13 protein-coding genes are annotated in these 17,805 nt (G+C 50.5%); all 13 read left to right on the forward strand.

Annotated elements, in window-relative coordinates; translation table 11 throughout:
• Positions 1-8: 8 nt before the first annotated feature.
• The 13 genes from BM412_RS03340 to BM412_RS03400 all read left to right on the forward strand — a co-directional run bounded on the left by BM412_RS03340 (position 9) and on the right by BM412_RS03400 (position 17,805).
• Positions 9-890 carry a GntR family transcriptional regulator gene (locus tag BM412_RS03340; RefSeq protein WP_091213946.1) on the forward strand — a complete coding sequence of 294 codons (882 nt, stop codon included), beginning with the start codon at positions 9-11 and terminating at the stop codon, positions 888-890.
• Between the two features lie 29 nt (positions 891-919).
• A complete protein-coding gene (locus BM412_RS03345) occupies positions 920-1,696 on the forward strand; it encodes an SDR family NAD(P)-dependent oxidoreductase (protein WP_091213949.1) in 777 nt (258 codons plus the stop codon).
• Between the two features lie 55 nt (positions 1,697-1,751).
• Entirely contained in the window at positions 1,752-3,695 is a 1,944-nt protein-coding gene (locus BM412_RS03350; protein ID WP_091213951.1) for a DUF8034 domain-containing protein, read from the forward strand.
• A 165-nt stretch (positions 3,696-3,860) separates the two neighbouring features.
• Entirely contained in the window at positions 3,861-4,154 is a 294-nt protein-coding gene (locus BM412_RS03355) for a hypothetical protein (RefSeq protein WP_091213954.1), read from the forward strand.
• The gene (locus BM412_RS03360; protein ID WP_371264706.1) at positions 4,151-4,915 is read left to right on the forward strand and encodes an SDR family NAD(P)-dependent oxidoreductase; all 765 of its coding nucleotides are present in this window, start codon (positions 4,151-4,153) and stop codon (positions 4,913-4,915) included. The genes BM412_RS03355 and BM412_RS03360 overlap by 4 nt, the downstream gene beginning before the upstream one ends.
• Before the next feature lie 964 nt (positions 4,916-5,879).
• Positions 5,880-6,713, forward strand: coding sequence for a phytanoyl-CoA dioxygenase family protein (locus BM412_RS03365; RefSeq protein ID WP_177245639.1), 834 nt, complete (start codon positions 5,880-5,882; stop codon positions 6,711-6,713).
• A gap of 19 nt (positions 6,714-6,732) precedes the next feature.
• On the forward strand, positions 6,733-7,809 hold the full coding sequence (locus BM412_RS03370; RefSeq protein ID WP_091213959.1) for a Gfo/Idh/MocA family protein: 1,077 nt from the start codon (positions 6,733-6,735) through the stop codon (positions 7,807-7,809).
• 2 nt (positions 7,810-7,811) lie between these two features.
• Entirely contained in the window at positions 7,812-8,621 is an 810-nt protein-coding gene (locus BM412_RS03375) for a sugar phosphate isomerase/epimerase family protein (RefSeq protein WP_091213962.1), read from the forward strand.
• 14 nt (positions 8,622-8,635) lie between these two features.
• Positions 8,636-10,777, forward strand: a complete 2,142-nt coding sequence (bglX, locus tag BM412_RS03380) for a beta-glucosidase BglX (protein ID WP_091213964.1) — start codon at positions 8,636-8,638, stop codon at positions 10,775-10,777.
• Positions 10,778-11,128: 351 nt separating this feature from the next.
• Positions 11,129-12,172: a LacI family DNA-binding transcriptional regulator gene (locus tag BM412_RS03385; protein ID WP_091213967.1), complete on the forward strand. Its 1,044-nt coding sequence runs from the start codon at positions 11,129-11,131 to the stop codon at positions 12,170-12,172.
• Positions 12,173-12,268: 96 nt separating this feature from the next.
• Positions 12,269-13,711: an extracellular solute-binding protein gene (locus BM412_RS03390; protein ID WP_091213971.1), complete on the forward strand. Its 1,443-nt coding sequence runs from the start codon at positions 12,269-12,271 to the stop codon at positions 13,709-13,711.
• A gap of 66 nt (positions 13,712-13,777) precedes the next feature.
• Positions 13,778-16,903, forward strand: a complete 3,126-nt coding sequence (locus BM412_RS03395) for an extracellular solute-binding protein (RefSeq protein ID WP_143111555.1) — start codon at positions 13,778-13,780, stop codon at positions 16,901-16,903.
• On the forward strand, positions 16,900-17,805 hold the full coding sequence (locus BM412_RS03400; protein ID WP_091213977.1) for a carbohydrate ABC transporter permease: 906 nt from the start codon (positions 16,900-16,902) through the stop codon (positions 17,803-17,805). The genes BM412_RS03395 and BM412_RS03400 overlap by 4 nt, the downstream gene beginning before the upstream one ends.

The following is a 17,805-nucleotide window of genomic DNA, read 5'->3' on the forward strand; positions in this document are numbered from 1 at the left end:
GTCACACAATGGTGAAAGCCCGGAGAGGCAGCATGCTGCTTCCCGGGCTTTATCTGCTGAAAGGTGCTGGCATTGCCAAGAAAAGGATTGACGGAATTATCCAGCTTCATTACTATATTGTTGTATACAACATACAACATGACAATTCGCATATAGAAAAGCAGGAGGTTAGCATCGTGTCCTCAAGTCAGCTTCCACCGCAGCCGTTAGAGAAATTGGTTGTCAGTAATATTTGGGATCAAACCTATCAAGTGCTTAAGGAGCGAATACTAGCCCGGCATTTTGGCGCAAACGAGAAGCTGCTGATTCCTGAGCTGGCTAAACAGCTTGGCGTCAGTCGTACTCCGATTCGCGATGCACTGAACCGGCTTGAGATGGAAGGGCTCGTCCGCACCGTATCCAAGGTAGGCACCTTCGTCAATCCCGTCCTCGAGGATAACGTCAATGACATTATGAACAGTCGTCTCATGATCGATTTATGGACCATTGATCAGCTGAGCGTCATGGATGAAGAATTGCTTGCTTCCAAATTCGATGCCTTAGATGCGCTTGTTGAGCATGCTGCAGCCTCTATTTCTGAGGGACCGGGCATTAATATCGAATTGCAATCCAATTTCGATCTGATGTTTCATTTGGAGCTTGTCCGAATGAGCGGCAATCGTAAAAATGTGGAGATTTACAAATCGCTGATGCACTATCGTTACTTGAATCTAGGCGAGCCGCATGTGACGGACGAGATGATGCTGCTTGCTTTTCGCCAGCATCTATCGATCTACGAATCGCTGCGGGCGCGAGACTTTCAAGCAGCGAAGGAAGCGATCACGAAACATCTGGCGTACTCCAGGCAAAATATCTTAAATGTCATCATTCGCAGTGGCGGGGAAATCTAGTATCCGAAGAAGCAGGGTGAAACGCAGGTATGAAGAGCTTACATAATAAGACAGCGATTATAACCGGGTCGACCAGCGGGATCGGCGAAGCAACGGCATATAAGCTGGCAGAGCTTGGAGCCAAAGTGCTGGTGACAGGCAGGGATCCGGAACGAGGATCGAAGGTAGCGGCGGAGATTATAGGGCAAGGCGGAGAGGCGTTGTTCGTGCAGGCAGACCTAAGCGATCCATCGGTGCCGGGCAAGCTCGTGCAGGCTGCGATTTCACAATGGGGACGGCTTGATATCGTAGTGAATAATGCCGCGCTGGTGTGCAGCAAGCCGCTTGCTGAAGTAACCCATCAAGATTGGGACCGGTTATTTGCGGTCAACGTGAAGGCAGGTTTCTTTCTGATTCAGGCGGCGCTGCCTTATTTGCGCGAGACGCAAGGCGCTGTCGTCAATGTAAGCTCGATTAACGGAGAAATCAATGCGCATGACAATCTCGTCTATGACACGATGAAGGCGGCTTTAAACCATATGACACGCGGACTTGCCTTCGAGCTGCGCAAGGAAGGGGTAAGGTTTAATGCGTTGCTTCCGGCCGGCGTCGCAACTCCGCTCCTAGAGCAATGGCTGCAGCAGAAGCTAGGCGATCCCGAAGCAGCGAAGCAAGCGGCTGATCGGAGTTATGACGATCCCCGCGTAGGCAAGCCGGAGCAAATTGCAAGCGCTGTCGCATTTCTCGTCAGCCAAGAGTCATCCTGGGTCAACGGCGCCTTGATCCCGATAGAAGGCGGGTTTACGTTAGGGAACACCAAGGATTGAAACGAACCGCGCTTTAGAACGAATCACATAAATTCATCAGAAGGATGTGTTTCAAGTGAGTTTGAGTCCACTTCAACTTCCGCTTCCCCTGCAAACCGGTTTGAAGTCAACGAGTCGCGGTACCGCACCGGGCTGGGCTGTGAAACAACGGCAACTATTCGATCTCCTGAATGAATCCGCGAAACGTTTCATTGCGAAATATACAAGGCCTGACGGCACGCTCATTTGGCGAAATGATTGGCCGGGGATGGACGGCTCTGACGATCCCTATGAGGGCTTCATGAATTTGGCCCTGCTTCACGCTTTGGGAGGCGACGATTTCCTGCACGAAGCGTCCCGCCGAATCTGGGAAGGCATCACCTTCCAGTGGACGGAATATGGACAAATTCATCGCGAGTTTGACGCTTATTATGATTGGATGCATCACGGCGAAGGGTATTTATACTTTTATTTTCTGGGACTCTCCGGGCCTGCGCTCTTGAAAGATCGGCAGCGAGCCGTGCGATTCGCTAACATGTATACCGGCGATGACGCGGAAGCGCCGAACTATGACAAGGAGAAGAAGCTGATTCGATCTCCGCTCAATGGCAGCAAAGGACCGCGTTTCATCGCATCCGCAGAGGATTGGTCTACGCATCGAGGCATTTTGGATAACTATTTAGCGCCTTATGAGGATATACCTGGTGTGGATTTTGCATCGCGCAAATGCAAGTGGAGTGACGATACGATCTACGCCCATCTGCTATCGATGATGAATGAACGGATGAACCGCGGTGACGTACCGCTGAACTTAAATGCCACGGGACTTGTCGCAAATGCGTTCATGCACACAGCCGATGACAAGTATAAACAATGGGTATTGGACTACTTGGCGGCTTGGTCTGAGCGCGCCGCACGCAACGGAGGATTAATCCCTGATAACGTAGGCTTGAATGATGAAATCGGGGAGTATAACGATGGAAAATGGTGGGGCGGCTATTATGGCTATCGCTGGCCGCACGGTTTCATGACGGTTATTGAGCCGATCACAAATGCGACGATGAACGCGGTTCTGCTTACAGGTGACATGGAGCAGCTCGGCTTAGCGCGCAGGCAGATCGATTTGAACTGGTCGCTTCGCAAGCAATCGGAGGATGGCCGAACAGTGGTGCCTTATAAGCATTTTGACGCGGGCTGGGCGGATTTCCGCGAAGCAAGTGTTCGGTATCCGATCTATCTGTGGACGGTTTCCATGGCTGCAGAGGATCTCGAGCGGATTAATCGCATTCCGAAGAGCTATAACTGGGACGAAGTGGTAATTCCGAATGTTTCCGGCAAGGATGCGCTGACCGGACGGGATACGAAACATTTTATAAGCAATACGGAGCCTTGGTTCCGCTATATGAACGGTGAGCTGCCGGATTATCCGGATCGCATTCTTGATGCGAATTTCAAGCTGATCATGAAGCAGCTGGACCGGATGGATTCTCCGATGGGTGATCCGGCGCAGTGGTCAACCTCCTACAACGATGATGATTTCTCCAGTATTCATATCTGGCAGGAACTGTGTCCGGTCTACATGGAAAGTCTCGTGCAGCTGACGCTCGGCGGACCGATGCATATTTCGCATGGCGGCTTCCAGCACGGGAGATTCCGCTATTTCGATGGCGATCGCAAACGAGTGGGGCTACCGCAAGACACGGCAGCCTTGGTTGAGCAGCTAGGCGACGACTCTGCAACGCTGCATCTGGTGAATACGTCGATGTTTGAGTCGCATACGGTGGTCATTCAAGGCGGCACATTCGGGGAGCATGACATTATTTCGGCCACGGTGCTGGATACTGAAGGTCAGGCGGGACAAACGATACAGGTTAACAGCAAGTGGCTGCAGGTAGAATTGCTTCCCGGTGCAGCGATTCGCCTCTCCCTTATGATGTCTCGTTATGCGAATGAGCCTACCTATGACGGGCCTTGGTCACGGGAATCAGTTGAGCCGCTTCTGACAGGACGGACCGAATAGAGAGGCTATTGATGCTAACGGGCGGCTGATGCTGCCCGTTTTTACGCATTTTGCAGCAGGCATGGTATAATTTAGGCAAGTCATTCCACCGGCAGGCATTATTAGAGGCGAAATTGAGGTGCGCACCGGCGGAAGCATGTCCACCATTTTGGAGGTTAACGAACGATGAACATTACGATTATTCACGCAGCGATGACGCACGACAAGGAAAATGGGTACAAAGGAAGCGTCCAATTCGAGGTCGAAGGCCATAAACATCCCTACGAAATTACGCTCCAGCTGAACAGTCTGCGCGGTACGACATGGGATTACAGCTTGTTATTCGCGAAAGAACCCGGCTCCGAGGAGCAAATCAATGCAGTTGAAGCTGCCATCGAGCAGGATGATGATCTGTTTGACAGCTTGATTGACGCAGCAGCCGCAACCTTGCCGGAAGAAGAAGAGGAGGCACAGTCATGATTGGAATCGATCTGACCGGGCGCACTGCGCTCGTAACCGGGGCAACCGGAGAACTAGGCAGAGTTATGGTTCGCACATTAGCCGCATGTGGGGCGGATGTTGCGATTCATTATAACAGTAACGAGGGACAAGCCCTGGAGTTGCAGAAAGAAATCATCGCCACCGGCAGACGCGCTGCTATTGTCCAAGCGGACATTACGAATTTGGATGCCATTGTTGCCATGAGAGATCAAGTGAACGCAGAGCTGGGCCATGTGGATATCGTGGTCGCGAATGCCGTCATTCAATATAGCTGGACATCGATTCTGGAACAGGCGCCTGAGGACTATCGCAGCCAGTTTGAATCCTGCGTGATGCAAAGCGTATACTTGGCCAAAGCTTTTGCGCCGGCCATGATTGAGAAACAAGCTGGCCGGTTCATCGGCATCAACACCGAATGTGCGATGCAAAACTTCGAAACCCAATCCGCTTATGTCGCAGGCAAACGGGGGATGGACGGCGTTTATCGGATTCTGGCCAAGGAGATTGGCAGACATCAGATTACGGTTAACCAAGTAGCTCCGGGGTGGACGATTTCCGACCGCGACCGTGCGAATGGCACAGAGCGCAGTGAAGGTTATGAGAAAAGCGTTGCGTTGAAGCGGAGAGGAACAGATCAGGATATTGCCAACACTGTCGCCTATCTGGCTTCCGATCTGGCCGGATTCATTACCGGTGCTTATATTCCCGTTTGCGGCGGAAACGTCATGCCAGCGATCTAAAGAACTAATTCTACTAATCGAGTTCGAGACGAAGACCATCCTGAGTGGAGGATGGTCTTTTTGTGTTGTTTCCCGGAGGTCCGGTGGATGGAGGAGGTCATGGTGGATTCGTTCTAACGAATCGTACGAGCCTTATATGTGCCGAATTAGCTCCGAAAAAATTCTAACGAATCGTAGAAGCCTTATTTAGGGGTTTTTGAATGAAATGGAGGTGCTTTTCCCCAAATAAGACCTGTACGATTCGTTAGAATCTCCAAGCCCCGATTTTCGGCCGAATAAGGCCTGTACGATTTATTAGAATTTCGAAACATGCTGAAAGAGAAGCGTGGAAGGTTGACTGCGTGAAAGGTGAATGGCGAATGCAGAATGAGAATGTGTGGGGATTATGAAATGCTCTAACCAATCGCAGCGGCACTATGCGAGGGTTTTTGGGCGTTTTTACATTAAATAAGAGCTGTAGGGTTCGTTACCCTTCATTTTTCTCCTCCATTCGCTGCATTTCAGCAGTTGCCAATATCCTGATTTGTGAAGTAAGATAACGCTTTCAGGAGTTGGTAGCCGCTCATCGGTGAAATGACCAGTATAATCGCCGCTCTAACCGACTTCCTCACACCCGCTAATTGCGGTCAATTATGGCTGTCTTAATTAATTTGTCGAAACGTTTCACTTGTCGCCAAAAACATGTATATTATTCATAGGGAGCTGACAGCGTCATGGTAGGTCCGATAGGGGACGGTCCATGATAGCTTATCAACTTTCACAGGTTATGAAGTTGTGAGAGTGGCTGCTTCGTCGGAGAAATGAAGCTTCTATTCTGTTGGCGCCGCATATCTGCAGTTCCGGATGTCGATGCTAATCGAGGGATAATGTGGCTTCCGCGGCTTTTGCCCCCGTACTTATCGGATTGGAATCGTTGGCTAACCGCCATTGATCTTATACAACACATCTAAAGGAGACGATGGATATGAGAATCAAATTGACAGAGCAAGAATTGGCAACTGGACAGCTTAACCCGGAAACATTGGAGACAGCAGCAGAGCAAGTGAAAGTTAACGGCTATATTTTGTTTGAGAAAGTACTTAGCGACGAGAAAATCAAAACAATCCGGGACTCATTCGATCCGATCTTCGACGAGTTTATCGACAAACGCGGTTACAACACAGGTACCAACCGTGCACAAATGTTCCTGCCTTTCATGGCGCCATTCAATGACAGCGAAGTTATCGCTCACCCGATTGTAATGAGCGTTATCGAGAAAGTGCTCGGCAGAGGCTTCCACTGTTCGTATTTTGCATCCGATACACCTATGCCGGGTTCCGATTATCAAGCTGTACATTGCGACATCATGCCGTTGTTCCCGGAGCTTACAATTCCGCTTCCGGCGTTCAGCCTTGTCGTGAACATTCCGCTTGTTGATGTAAACGAAGTGAACGGTCCGCTTGAAATATGGCCGGGCGGTACACACCTGAATCCGGACAATGCGAACCACGATACGCTTGATGGCAGCATCAACCCGAACCTGCACATCGTTCGCGCAGCGGAAGGCATGCTTTCGGAGAAAGTGTTCATGCCTGCAGGCTCCATCGTTATCCGCGATATCCGTATGTGGCACCGCGGCACGCCGAACCGTTCCGACGATCGTCGTACGAACCTGGCTATGATCTTCAACCGTCATTGGTACAATTCCAGCACGCATACTCCAATTCCGCGCGAAACCTACGATGCGATGACTGCGAAAGAAAAAGAAGTATACCGTAACTTCCGCATTGGTCAACCAGTAGCAATGCCTTGGGAATAGGAAGGGGACTCGCTCAATCATGCGATTCTATTTAATTGGGGCCGGTGTTATTAACCGGACCCACGCCGAAGCGATTTACAAGATCGAAGGCGAAGAAGTCATTGAGATCAAAGTTGCGGATCCGAACCCAGCGGCGCTTGCGAGCTTCGCTGAGCGCTTCCCGCAAGTTACGACGTTTACCGATGCTAAGGAAATGCTGAACGAGGAGCCGCGTGAAGACGATATCGTAATCGTCGGCACGCCTCCGTTTACCCATTTTCCGTTGTCGCGAATGGCGCTGGAGTCCGGACGTCATACGCTATGCGAGAAACCGCTAGTGATGAATCGCGAAGAAGCAGAAGCGCTGCTTGAAATCGCCAAAGCGAATAACCGCATGCTCGGCTGCTGCAGTGTGCGATTCTTGCAGGTACCGAAGACGGATGAAGTGAAACGCATTTTGAATTCGGGCGAGCTCGGCGATGTGTACAAAATTTCGTTCGTATTCCGCGGTCAACGCGGTCGTCCCGGTATTGAGCATCAACCCGAGAGCCGCTGGTTCTTGGATAAATCCAAAGCCGCAGGCGGCATCGTCATGGACTGGGGTCCTTACGATTTCACGCTTCTGAATGATATGCTGCAGCCGGTGAGCGTTGAGGTTGCTTCTGCTTGGACAGCGAAGCCGGAAACCGACATTGATCCGAAGGATGTCGTGTATGACATCGAAGGTCACGTAGGCGCTATGCTGAAATTCCAGCAAGCCAGCGGCAAATCGGTCTGGGTCCAATACGAGCGCGCTTCCTGTACGCATGGCGAACCGTATTACACGGTCGAAATCGAAGGCACGAAAGGCGCAGTCAAATGGTCGCCGTACTTCGAGACCGACCAAGTTCTGGTTAAATCGGACAAGAATGGTGAAGTTATAACTAACGAAAATACGATTCCGTACGAAGGTCAGATCGGTTATATGGACCATCCGATTCACTTCTTCTATCAGAAAGTGAAAGGACAGCAGTCGCCGGCGGTAGTGAACGAACAGGCTGTCTTCAATTTCTTGTGTTTACAATCGATCTATGATGCTGCTGCAAGTCAACAGGCAGTTGTACTGAGGAGGAAATAAGCATGATTACGAATAAAGGCTTCTCCACGGGGCTTTATGGCTACCAGTGTGAATATTGGAAGGATGGCAAAGACCCGTCCATGGAAGAAATTTTCCGCAACTGCGCGGAAGCAGGCATGAATGCGCTTGAGCTGGATCCAACTCCGGAGCTGGCAGCACTGGCGAAACAATTCGGTTTAGCGATTTCCGGTGCATACGTTGGTTTGCAGCTGCATGAGCCGTTCGAAACGTTGAACATGGAAGAAACGGTTATACCTGTCGCTAAGCGTGTAGCGGAAGCAGGCGGAACGGATCTCGTCATTAATGCCGATCCGAAGGGCGGCTGGGATGCTCCGCAGGCGAAGACGGAAGAAGAATTCAAGCAAATCGGCGACAATTTGTCCCGCATCGCGGCAGCTGTCAGCGGTCTGGGTCTTAAAGTCAGCTTGCACAACCATGCTTCGGACAAACACAACGCGGAAGGCGATCTGCGTGCCGTTATCGAGTACGCAAGCCAAGAAGTAGGTCTTTGCGTAGATACGGGCTGGGCGCACGTTGCAGGTTTGAACCCCGTGGACATGATTCGGACGTATTCGGATCGCATTTATGCCTTCCACTTCCGTAATCAGAACGGACGCATCTACAGCGAGGATCTCACTGTTGGTGACATCGACATGAAAGAGCTGCTGCAAGCGGCATCCGACATCGATTATAAAGGCTGGCTGACATTCGAGCTGGTGCATGAGGAAGGCACAGGCGCGAAGAGTACTCTCGCAGAAGCGACTGCCAAGTCGATCGCCTATCTGAAGTCTTGCATCGCGGAACTCGAATAGAAAGGCGGCTTACTATGGATAGCAACATAAAGAAAACCCCATTCCTGTTGGATGAGGAGAAGGAAGCCGCAATCGAGTCGCTGCTTGCGCAGATGACGCTGCAGGAGAAAATCGGCCAATTGACGCAGCTGGGTACATTTGACGAAGAGTCCGATGGCGAGCTGATTGAAGAAGGCATGGTAGGCTCCATTCTTGGCGTTCGCGGAGCGGATACGGTCAATGAGCTGCAGCGTATTGCGATTGAAGAGTCCAGACTGGGTATTCCGCTGCTGTTCGCGGATGACGTCATTCACGGCTATCGGTCGACTTTCCCGATTCCGCTTGCTGAGGTTTCCAGCTGGAATCCGGAGCTGCTGGAAGAAACGGCAGCGATTGCGGCACGGGAAGCTTCATCGGACGGCATCAACTGGATTCTTGCGCCGATGGTGGATATCGCCCGCGACGCAAGATGGGGAAGAATCGCGGAAGGGGCAGGGGAAGATACCTACCTGGCTTCTTCCGTTGCCGGAGCTCGCGTTAGAGGGATTCAGCGAAATGATTGGACGGACCGGCCGCATGTAATGGCTTGTCCGAAGCATTTTGCCGCATACGGACTTGCGGAAGGCGGCCGCGACTACAACACGGTCGACGTGTCGGAGACGCGCATGCGCGAAACGTACTTCCCGCCGTTTCAAGCGGCACTTGATGCCGGGGCAGGCACGATTATGGCGGCATTCAATGAAATTAACGGGGTACCGGCTTCCGGCAACCGCTGGTTGCTCAAGGACGTGCTGCAGGATGAGTGGGGCTTTAAAGGTTTCGTCGTCAGCGACTGGGAATCCGTAGATGAGCTTGTTCAGCATGGCTATGCCGCAACCCGTGAGCAAGCCGGCTTGCAAGCGATCAAAGCAGGCATGCACATGGACATGCACTCCCTCATCTATCATGAGCATCTGGCTGCGTTGATTGAGAAAGGCGAGGTTAACGAGAGCGAGATTGATGATGCCGTTCGCCGTATTCTGCGCGTGAAGCATCAGCTTGGCCTGTTCACGCATCCTTATGTAGACAATAAATTGGCAGGCACTTTTATGCTGCATGCCGAGCATATGGAAACCGCGCGTGAAATGGCGCGTCAATCGATCGTGCTGCTTAAGAACGAGAACGACACGCTTCCGCTCAAGCCGTCTGTCCGCAAGCTGGCGGTTATCGGTCCGTTTGCCGATGATCGCGAGGCACAGCTGGGCTGCTGGCGCGGGCAAGGAAGACCGGAAGATGTCACTACCGTATTGGCGGGCATTCGGGCACTTGCCCATCAGCATCAAACCGAAGTAGTGTATGCGCGGGGTTCAGGCGTGCTTGATGGAACGGCCGAAGAGCTCGAGCAAGCGGTATCGGTTGCGCTCAGCAGTGATATCGCCATACTCGTAGTTGGCGAGAATGCCGATATGAGCGGCGAGAACAACAGCCGCGTATCGCTTGATATTCCGGCAAGCCAGCAGAAGCTGCTTGAAGCCATTCATGCGACCGGCGTTCCGGTTGTCTTAGTTCTTGCAAACGGACGTCCGCTTACGCTGGAGTGGGCGGATGCGAATATTCCGGCTATCGTTGAAGCTTGGCAGCTCGGCGTGCAAGCAGGCCCGGCTATTGCCGATATCTTGTTTGGCGCAGCAAGCCCAAGCGGCAAGCTGCCTGTCACGTTCCCAAGACATGCAGGCCAAGTGCCGATCTACTACAACGCGAAGAAAACAGGCAGACCGCATATGAGACGTTATGTCGATGCCGATATCACACCGTTGTACCCGTTCGGCCATGGTCTTACGTATACAAGCTTCAGCTATGAAGAGCTGCAGATCGAGCAAGCCGAGCTTCCGCTGGGCCAAACGCTGAACGTATCTGCTAAGGTGCAAAATACGGGAACTCGCGAAGGCGTCGAAATCGTACAGCTGTATATATGCGATGAGGCAGCAAGCGTGACAAGGCCTGTGAAAGAGCTAAAGGGCTTCCGCAGAATTACGCTGCAAGCCGGCGAAAGCACGACCGTTTCGTTCCAGCTGGCGAAGAAAGAGCTCGGTTTTATTAATCAAGAGCATCAATTCGTGGTAGAGCCAGGGAAGTTTAAGCTCTGGATCGGCCCAAGCAGCGCGGAAGGTTTGGAAGGGCAATTCGAAGTCATTTAAATCATCTTGCGGAAAACCCCCGATATTTCGGGGGTTTTTCCATTTTCTATCGAATCGTTTCGACGCTGTTAGATATTCATTTGGGAATTCAAGCCAGGAACTAACAAATTTCTAACAAAAAAAAGATCTATTTTATTTGTTGAAAGCCTTTTCACTTCCAAAAATCTGTGCTATTATGTGTTTGTGAAACGTTTCTACGAGTGAAAAGGGTAGTTCTTTAAATAAATATCCCCTCTATGACTGTGAATTTAAGTCTGAGCGCTGATAAGTAATGTAAGCGTTTCATATGGGGGAATTTTACTTTATTCTTTCGAAACGTTTCAACAGGCTGAACCAGAGGTGGAATTGATGATGGCTGCTACGATCAAAGATGTTGCGAAAATGGCCGGAGTTGCCGTATCAACTGTTTCTTACGCACTGAATAACTCACCGAAGATCAGTGAGGAAACGCGAAAGAAAGTAATTCGAGCCGCAGAAGAGTTAAGCTATCGGCCAAGCGGCGCGGCACGAAATTTGAAGAAGCGCAAGAGTGAAACGATCGGACTGTTCCTGAATGATCTGGGCGGACCTTTCTATAGTCAAGTCATCGAAGGTGTACAGGAAGTTGTTGCTTCGCATGATTACAATCTCATTGTTTGCAGTACATATGGCGGTGAGAACAGCTCGGCCAATCGGTTTCTGAGAGAAAAGTTCGTGGATGGCGCCATTATTATGGGTACAGCGATACCGGACAGTTTAATTCTTCAGGTAGCGGCTGAGTCATTCCCGATCGTCGTACTCGACCGAGAGCTTAAGAGCGATTACGTACACAGCGTGCTAATCACGAACGAACAAGGTGCTTATGATGCGGTTACGCATCTCATTAAATTGGGACGCCGGAGAATTGAATTCCTCAGCGGGCCGCTCGCAGCATATGACAATTCCAAACGTTACGACGGCTATAAGCGCGCACTAACGGAGCATAACTTGCATGTCCCGCCAAAGATCAGCCTGCAAGGGCGTTACTTGGAAGCTGGCGGCTATCAGACGGTGAAGGTCATGATGGCATGCAAACGGCTGCCGGATGCCATCTTCGCAGCGAATGATGAAATGGCGATCGGCGCTATGCGAGCGCTTCGCGAAGGCGGCGTTCGAGTGCCGGAGGATGTTGCCGTCGTAGGCTTTGACAACATTAGTTTTGGACCGTTCGTTCGACCTTCGTTAACGACAATCGGCCATTCTAAATATGAAATGGGAGCGATTGCCACACAGCTCGTGTTCAATGTGCAGAAGGAAGAGAACTCCATCTTGCTTCCCACACAGCTGGTCATTCGACAATCCTGTGGATTCAAGGGCACTCACAATGAGAATGAAGAAAGCTATATATTCCATGAAGGGAGGCGAAACCAGGGTTAACCGGGCAGTAAAGGAGCAAGTCAAGCTTGATTGTGTTAATGGGGAAGTCGACTAAGAATCACCAAATCTACATTCACGAGCTGGGGGAGAATTGGAATGAAAAAGTCAATTAGCATGTTGCTTCTAATGGTACTGGCTGTATCGTTTGTACTTGCCGGCTGCGGCAGCAGCAACAACACTGCGAACAACACAGCAACGAACACAAATACGGGCAACACAACAGAGACGAATAATACGGCGACAAACACGACTACGGAGCCAGCGGAAGAGCCGGCTGCGGAAGAGCCTGCCGCAACGGATGAAGTTGTAACGATCACATACGGAACTTGGGGCGATAAAGCAGACAACGGTGCTGAGATGAAACGTATCAAAGCATTCGAAGCCGCTCACCCGAACATTAAAGTACAAATCGATAAATCGATGGATTGGCCTTGGGATGAGAAATTGGCAGCTGCAGCAGCGGCTAACAAACTTCCCGACGTAACTTGGTTGTTTAACGTGCCTCTCGCTGTAGGCAGCGGCTGGCTTGAAGATTTGACTCCTTACCTGGAACAAGATCCTGATTTTGCTCCTGATAAAATTTACGGCAACTTGGCCGACACAGGTAAATATAACGGCAAGCAATTTGCATTGCCGCACGGACTCTTCTCATGGGGCGTCTACATTAACAAAGATTTGTTTGCAAAAGCGAATATTCCAATTCCTAGCGCTAACTGGACCGTTTCTGATCTCGAGGATATTTCCAAGAAGCTTACGAATTTTAACGAACAGCAATTCGGTATAGATGGTGCAGCGGGCATGGCTGACGTATTGATCCCTAACATCGATAATACGCTGGGCGCTTCGACATGGGACGGCACGCAGTATAACTACACGAACCCGGCATGGGCGCAAGCCGTTAACTGGGCAACGAACTTCGGTATGAAAGACAAATCGTCGCTTCAAAGCTATAAGAAAGAACAAAAAGACAAATGGTACGGCAAAGACATCAGCGGCTTCAACATCGGTAAAGTCGGTATGGTGTTCGATGCAACTTGGAGCTTGACTTGGTACAAACAAAACTTGAAATTCAACTGGGATATCCTTCCGGTTCCGGGCTATGACGGTCAACAACAAAAAGCCGGACTCGTAACGGACTATGCAGGCGTAACGAAGAGCTCGAAACATAAGAAAGAAGCTGTTGAGTTCCTGAAATGGATGACTTATTCCAAAGACGGCTGGTTGGCACGTATTAAAGACGAGTCTCCTCTAGCTTCCATGCCGCTTGTTAACGATCCAACTGTATGGGAAGCATGGTTGGCGCAAGACTTCGTAACGCCGGGCGTTAAAGATATCGTTAAATCGATCCCAACCGGCGTGCTTGAAACTTTCAAATACCAACCGGGCTTTGCGGACTTCACATCCAAAGTGAAAGACAAGTACAACGAGAAGTTCCAAAAAGGCGAAGCAAGACCGGAAGACGTAGCTGCAGAGCTTCAAGAGAAATCGATGGAGTACTACAACAACGCGATGGCTAAAATTACCGAAGCAACAAAATAAAAGCAAGTAATCACAATTTTTCCTCCCCTCTTAGGGGAGGAAAAATTGTTCTACTGGGGTGAAAGCATGAAGTTCAAACCATTATTAGCTGCAATTATATTTGTTTCGCTCCTGGCGACAACAGTACCTGTTTCCTTCGATGGTCGTTCCATCGCGCAGGCTGATGAGGCTGCTGCGCCTGACAAAGATAAACAAGATAATGACGATATTTTGGATGGTTTATTTGGCGGTGGCGGCAGCGAAATTTCTTCGGGTGCCGGCAAGCAGGACGAAGTAAAGGACACGGCAGGCGACGAGGAAGAAGACTCCCCTGTTAAGAAGGTCGTAGAGGATGCCTACAGCGACGTGCTCAAAGCATGGCAGGCCAAAGGGATCAAAGACGCGGCAACGGATATCATTATTCATCCTAATCAATTTGTAACGCCGAACGGCAAGGCTTCACTGACTTCGGATTCGAACGGCTACGATGAGCCGGTGTTTTCATGGACAGATGACTTAGATGCGATCGATTTGAATGTAACTGCGCCTCAAGATGGGCTCTATCAAATTAATATCGACTATTACTCGACATCGGATAAAATTATTCCGATTGAGCGGGCTATTGAAGTAAACGGAAAATATCCGTTTTTCGAATCCAGAAGAGTTGTGCTACCGAAGCTGTGGACAGATGAGAACGCGACATTCGACCGAGATGCGCTCGGGAATGAGACGCCGGCAAGCCAGAAGCAAATTAAGCAATGGCAAACGGCTCCATTGATGGATGCGAGTTATTTCACGGCGGAACCGCTGCGGTTCTATCTGAAACAAGGCACGAACAACATCAAACTTATGAATTTGCGCGAAGCGGCGCTAATTGGCCGAATCGTCATTTCTTCTCCGGAAGTACTGCCGCAGTACGAGCAATATGCGAAAGCAAACAGCTTGTCTAAAGCGGACTCATCCATCCTTGTCGTGGAAGCCGAGCATCCGATTTCGAAATCGGAGCCGTCGATTCGCGCGATTGCAAGCGGAGATGCAACTGTTGTTCCTCATAGAGACGGTAAAGTCACGTTAAATACACTCGGTGGAGAAACGATTGCAACCAGCGGAAATGCCGAAGAGAACGAACAGGCGTGGCAAGTGGGCGGACAGCGGGCTACTTGGAAAGTGAAAGTGGATAAGGCGGGCTCTTACCAACTGGCATTCAAGTATTTGCAGACAGGCAAAACGAGCATGCCCGTATATCGCACTTTAATGATAGATGGCAAAGTGCCATTCAAAGAAGTGAACGAGTACGCCTTCCCGTACACGGATGAATGGCGTAATGAGGTCTTGTCAGGCAAAGACGGCAAAGCGTATCAATTCGCGCTTACAGCGGGAGAACATGAAATTTCGCTCCGCGCCGACGCTGCTCCCTATGGACAAGTCATTCAAACGATTAAAAATGTCATGTGGGATATCAACACATTGGCGCTAGAGATTAAGATGGCGACCGGCAATACGATGGACGTGAATCGGGACTGGGACATTACGAAGCAGATGCCTGATTTGCCGCAGAAGCTGGAAGGCTTCGCTTCGATTCTGCGCAAGCAATACGCCGCGCTGAAGAAGCTTGCGGGCGCTAATCCGGACCAAGCGAGTAATTTGCTCGTTGCGGCGGAAACGCTGGAGCGAATGTCGAAGGAACCGGAGAAAATCCCGTATCAATTTAACCGACTGTCGGAAGGTTCAGGCTCTGTACTGCAGACGCTAGGTGTCATCAACACGAAGCTGCCAAGACAGCCGCTCCAGCTGGATCGGTTCTATATTTATTCGGACAGCAAGCTGCCAAGCGAGAAGGCGAGTTTCTTCAAATCGTTATGGAACAGCATCGGCGCGTTCTTCAAATCGTTCACGCGCGATTACTCCAAAGTAAACGCTGACGATAAAGACGCCGTGCAAGTATGGGTCAACCGTTCGCGTCAGAACGTGACTCAGATGCAGCAGCTGATTAATCAAGAATTCACGAAGAAAACAGGCATTAAAGTAACGCTCTCCATTATGCCGGATGAAGGAAAGCTTGTACTTGCCAGCGCTGCCGGCAATGCGCCAGACGCGGCACTCGGCGTCAGCAACTACATTCCTTTCCGCCTTGCCGCGCGCGGAGCGTTAGCGGACATGAATCAATTCGAAGGCTTTGACGAAGTGCAGAAACGGTTCTCGCCGGGTGCCTTGGTTCCGGTCACTTTCGATCAGAAGCTGTATGCATTACCGGAAACACAGAGCTTCTGGGTGCTGTTCTATCGGAAGGATATTCTAGATGCGCTGAATATTCCTGTTCCCGATACGATGGACGAGGTAAAACAAATCTTGCCGGAGCTGCAGCGTTTCGGGATGAACTTCTACCTGCCGCTGTCGCAAACGGGCGGATTCAAGCCTTATAACAACACCGTTCCGTTTATTTATCAAACAGGCGGCAAGCTGTACACCGATGATGGCCTCCGCACCGCGATCGATCAGGATGAGGCATTGGCGGGATTGAAGCAAATGACGGACATGTTTACGGTATACAGCGTTCCGCTTCAGGTACCGAGCTTCTATAACCAGTTCCGCGACGGAAGCTTGCCGATCGGTATTGCTGATGTCTCTACTTATATCCAATTGACAGCGGCGGCTCCCGAGCTTGCCGGTTGGTGGAAAATCGCTCCTTACCCTGGTGTCAAAGGCAAGGACGGCGTCGTAAACCGGACTGCTCCGGGAACGGGTGCAACAGCGATTATGTTCAACAGCAGCAAGAAGAAAGACAACACGTGGGAGTTCCTGAAATGGTGGACCTCCGAAGAGGCTCAAGTTCGCTTCGGCAACAATTTGGAAGCGATCTATGGTCCGACTTACAAGTGGAATACGGCCAATGTTGAAGCGTTCAGCCAGCTTTCCTGGCCGAAGGAAGATATTGAAGTCATTCAAGAGCAATGGAAATGGTTATGGGATATTCCTCGCTTCTTCGGCGATTACATGGTCGAGCGGGAAATAAGCGACGCCTGGAATAAGGTCGTCTTCGACGGCTACAATGCGCGAAGGGCGATGGAAGACGCCGTCATTAACGGCAATCGCGAAATTAAGAAACAGCTTACGGATTTCGGTTATCTCAAGAACGGGAAGGTTGTCAAACCGCTCTATGTGCCGATTATGCCGAATATGTCAGACATGGCCAAACGAGGTGATGAAAAGTGAAGCCTGCGACTGCAAAAGCCATAAAAAACGAATTTAACGCCTTTGTATTCATTAGTCCGTTTTTTATCATTTTCACATTGCTTGTCGTAGTTCCGGTCGTTTCTGCCATTTACTTGTCGTTTACCGATTTCAACTCGATCCAAACGCCTAAGTTTATCGGACTGACCAACTATGTAAACCTGATTACGCAAGATAATGCCTTCATGATGTTCGTCTTGCCCAATACGCTTAAATTTGCGCTTCTGGTCGGCCCGGGAGGATATTTATTATCCTTCTGGCTCGCCTGGCTGCTGGCGCAAATTCCGAAGAAGTCACGTACCGTTATCGCATTGGCGATCTATTCGCCATCGCTCACGGCAGCGGTAGCGATGGCTGTCGTGTGGCTCGTTATTTTCAGCGGTAATGCTTCCGGTTATTTGAATCACTTCTTAATGAGTCTGGCGATTATCAACGAGCCGATTCAGTGGACACAATCGCCGCATTATCTGATGCCGATCATGGTGACCGTATCGCTCTGGAACAGTATGGGCGTCGGCTTCCTGGCGATGCTCGCAGGTATCCTCAACATTAACGGCGAGATGTACGAAGCCGGCTATATCGATGGCATTCGCAACCGTCTTCAAGAGGTCTGGTACATCACCATTCCGAGCATGAAGCCGCAAATGCTCTTCGGGGCCGTTATGGCTGTCGTCGGTACATTCCAAGCCGGAGCCATTGGCGTGCAGCTCTCAGGCGCCAATCCTACACCGCAAAATGCCGGGCAGCTCATGATCAATCATATCGAGGACTATGGTTTCCTGCGCTATGACATGGGTTACGCTTCTGCGGTTTCCGTCGTCTTGCTCATTATTGTTTACGGATTTTCTAAACTGTGCTGGCGCTTGTTCGGCGACTCCGACTAA

It is taken from the genome of Paenibacillus sp. BC26, assembly GCF_900116125.1.
GTDB lineage: Bacteria > Bacillota > Bacilli > Paenibacillales > Paenibacillaceae > Paenibacillus_Z > Paenibacillus_Z lignilyticus.

Excerpts from the sequence above, each read along its gene's own strand:
- BM412_RS03390 (WP_091213971.1), top strand. The coding sequence starts at position 12,269 with ATGAAAAAGTCAATTAGCATGTTGCTTCTAATGGTACTGGCTGTATCG.
- BM412_RS03360 (WP_371264706.1), top strand. The coding sequence starts at position 4,151 with ATGATTGGAATCGATCTGACCGGGCGCACTGCGCTCGTAACCGGGGCA.
- BM412_RS03345 (WP_091213949.1), top strand. The coding sequence starts at position 920 with ATGAAGAGCTTACATAATAAGACAGCGATTATAACCGGGTCGACCAGC.
- BM412_RS03355 (WP_091213954.1), top strand. The coding sequence starts at position 3,861 with ATGAACATTACGATTATTCACGCAGCGATGACGCACGACAAGGAAAAT.
- BM412_RS03375 (WP_091213962.1), top strand. The coding sequence starts at position 7,812 with ATGATTACGAATAAAGGCTTCTCCACGGGGCTTTATGGCTACCAGTGT.
- BM412_RS03340 (WP_091213946.1), top strand. The coding sequence starts at position 9 with ATGGTGAAAGCCCGGAGAGGCAGCATGCTGCTTCCCGGGCTTTATCTG.
- bglX (WP_091213964.1), top strand. The coding sequence starts at position 8,636 with ATGGATAGCAACATAAAGAAAACCCCATTCCTGTTGGATGAGGAGAAG.
- BM412_RS03395 (WP_143111555.1), top strand. The coding sequence starts at position 13,778 with ATGAAGTTCAAACCATTATTAGCTGCAATTATATTTGTTTCGCTCCTG.
- BM412_RS03365 (WP_177245639.1), top strand. The coding sequence starts at position 5,880 with ATGAGAATCAAATTGACAGAGCAAGAATTGGCAACTGGACAGCTTAAC.
- BM412_RS03370 (WP_091213959.1), top strand. The coding sequence starts at position 6,733 with ATGCGATTCTATTTAATTGGGGCCGGTGTTATTAACCGGACCCACGCC.
- BM412_RS03385 (WP_091213967.1), top strand. The coding sequence starts at position 11,129 with ATGGCTGCTACGATCAAAGATGTTGCGAAAATGGCCGGAGTTGCCGTA.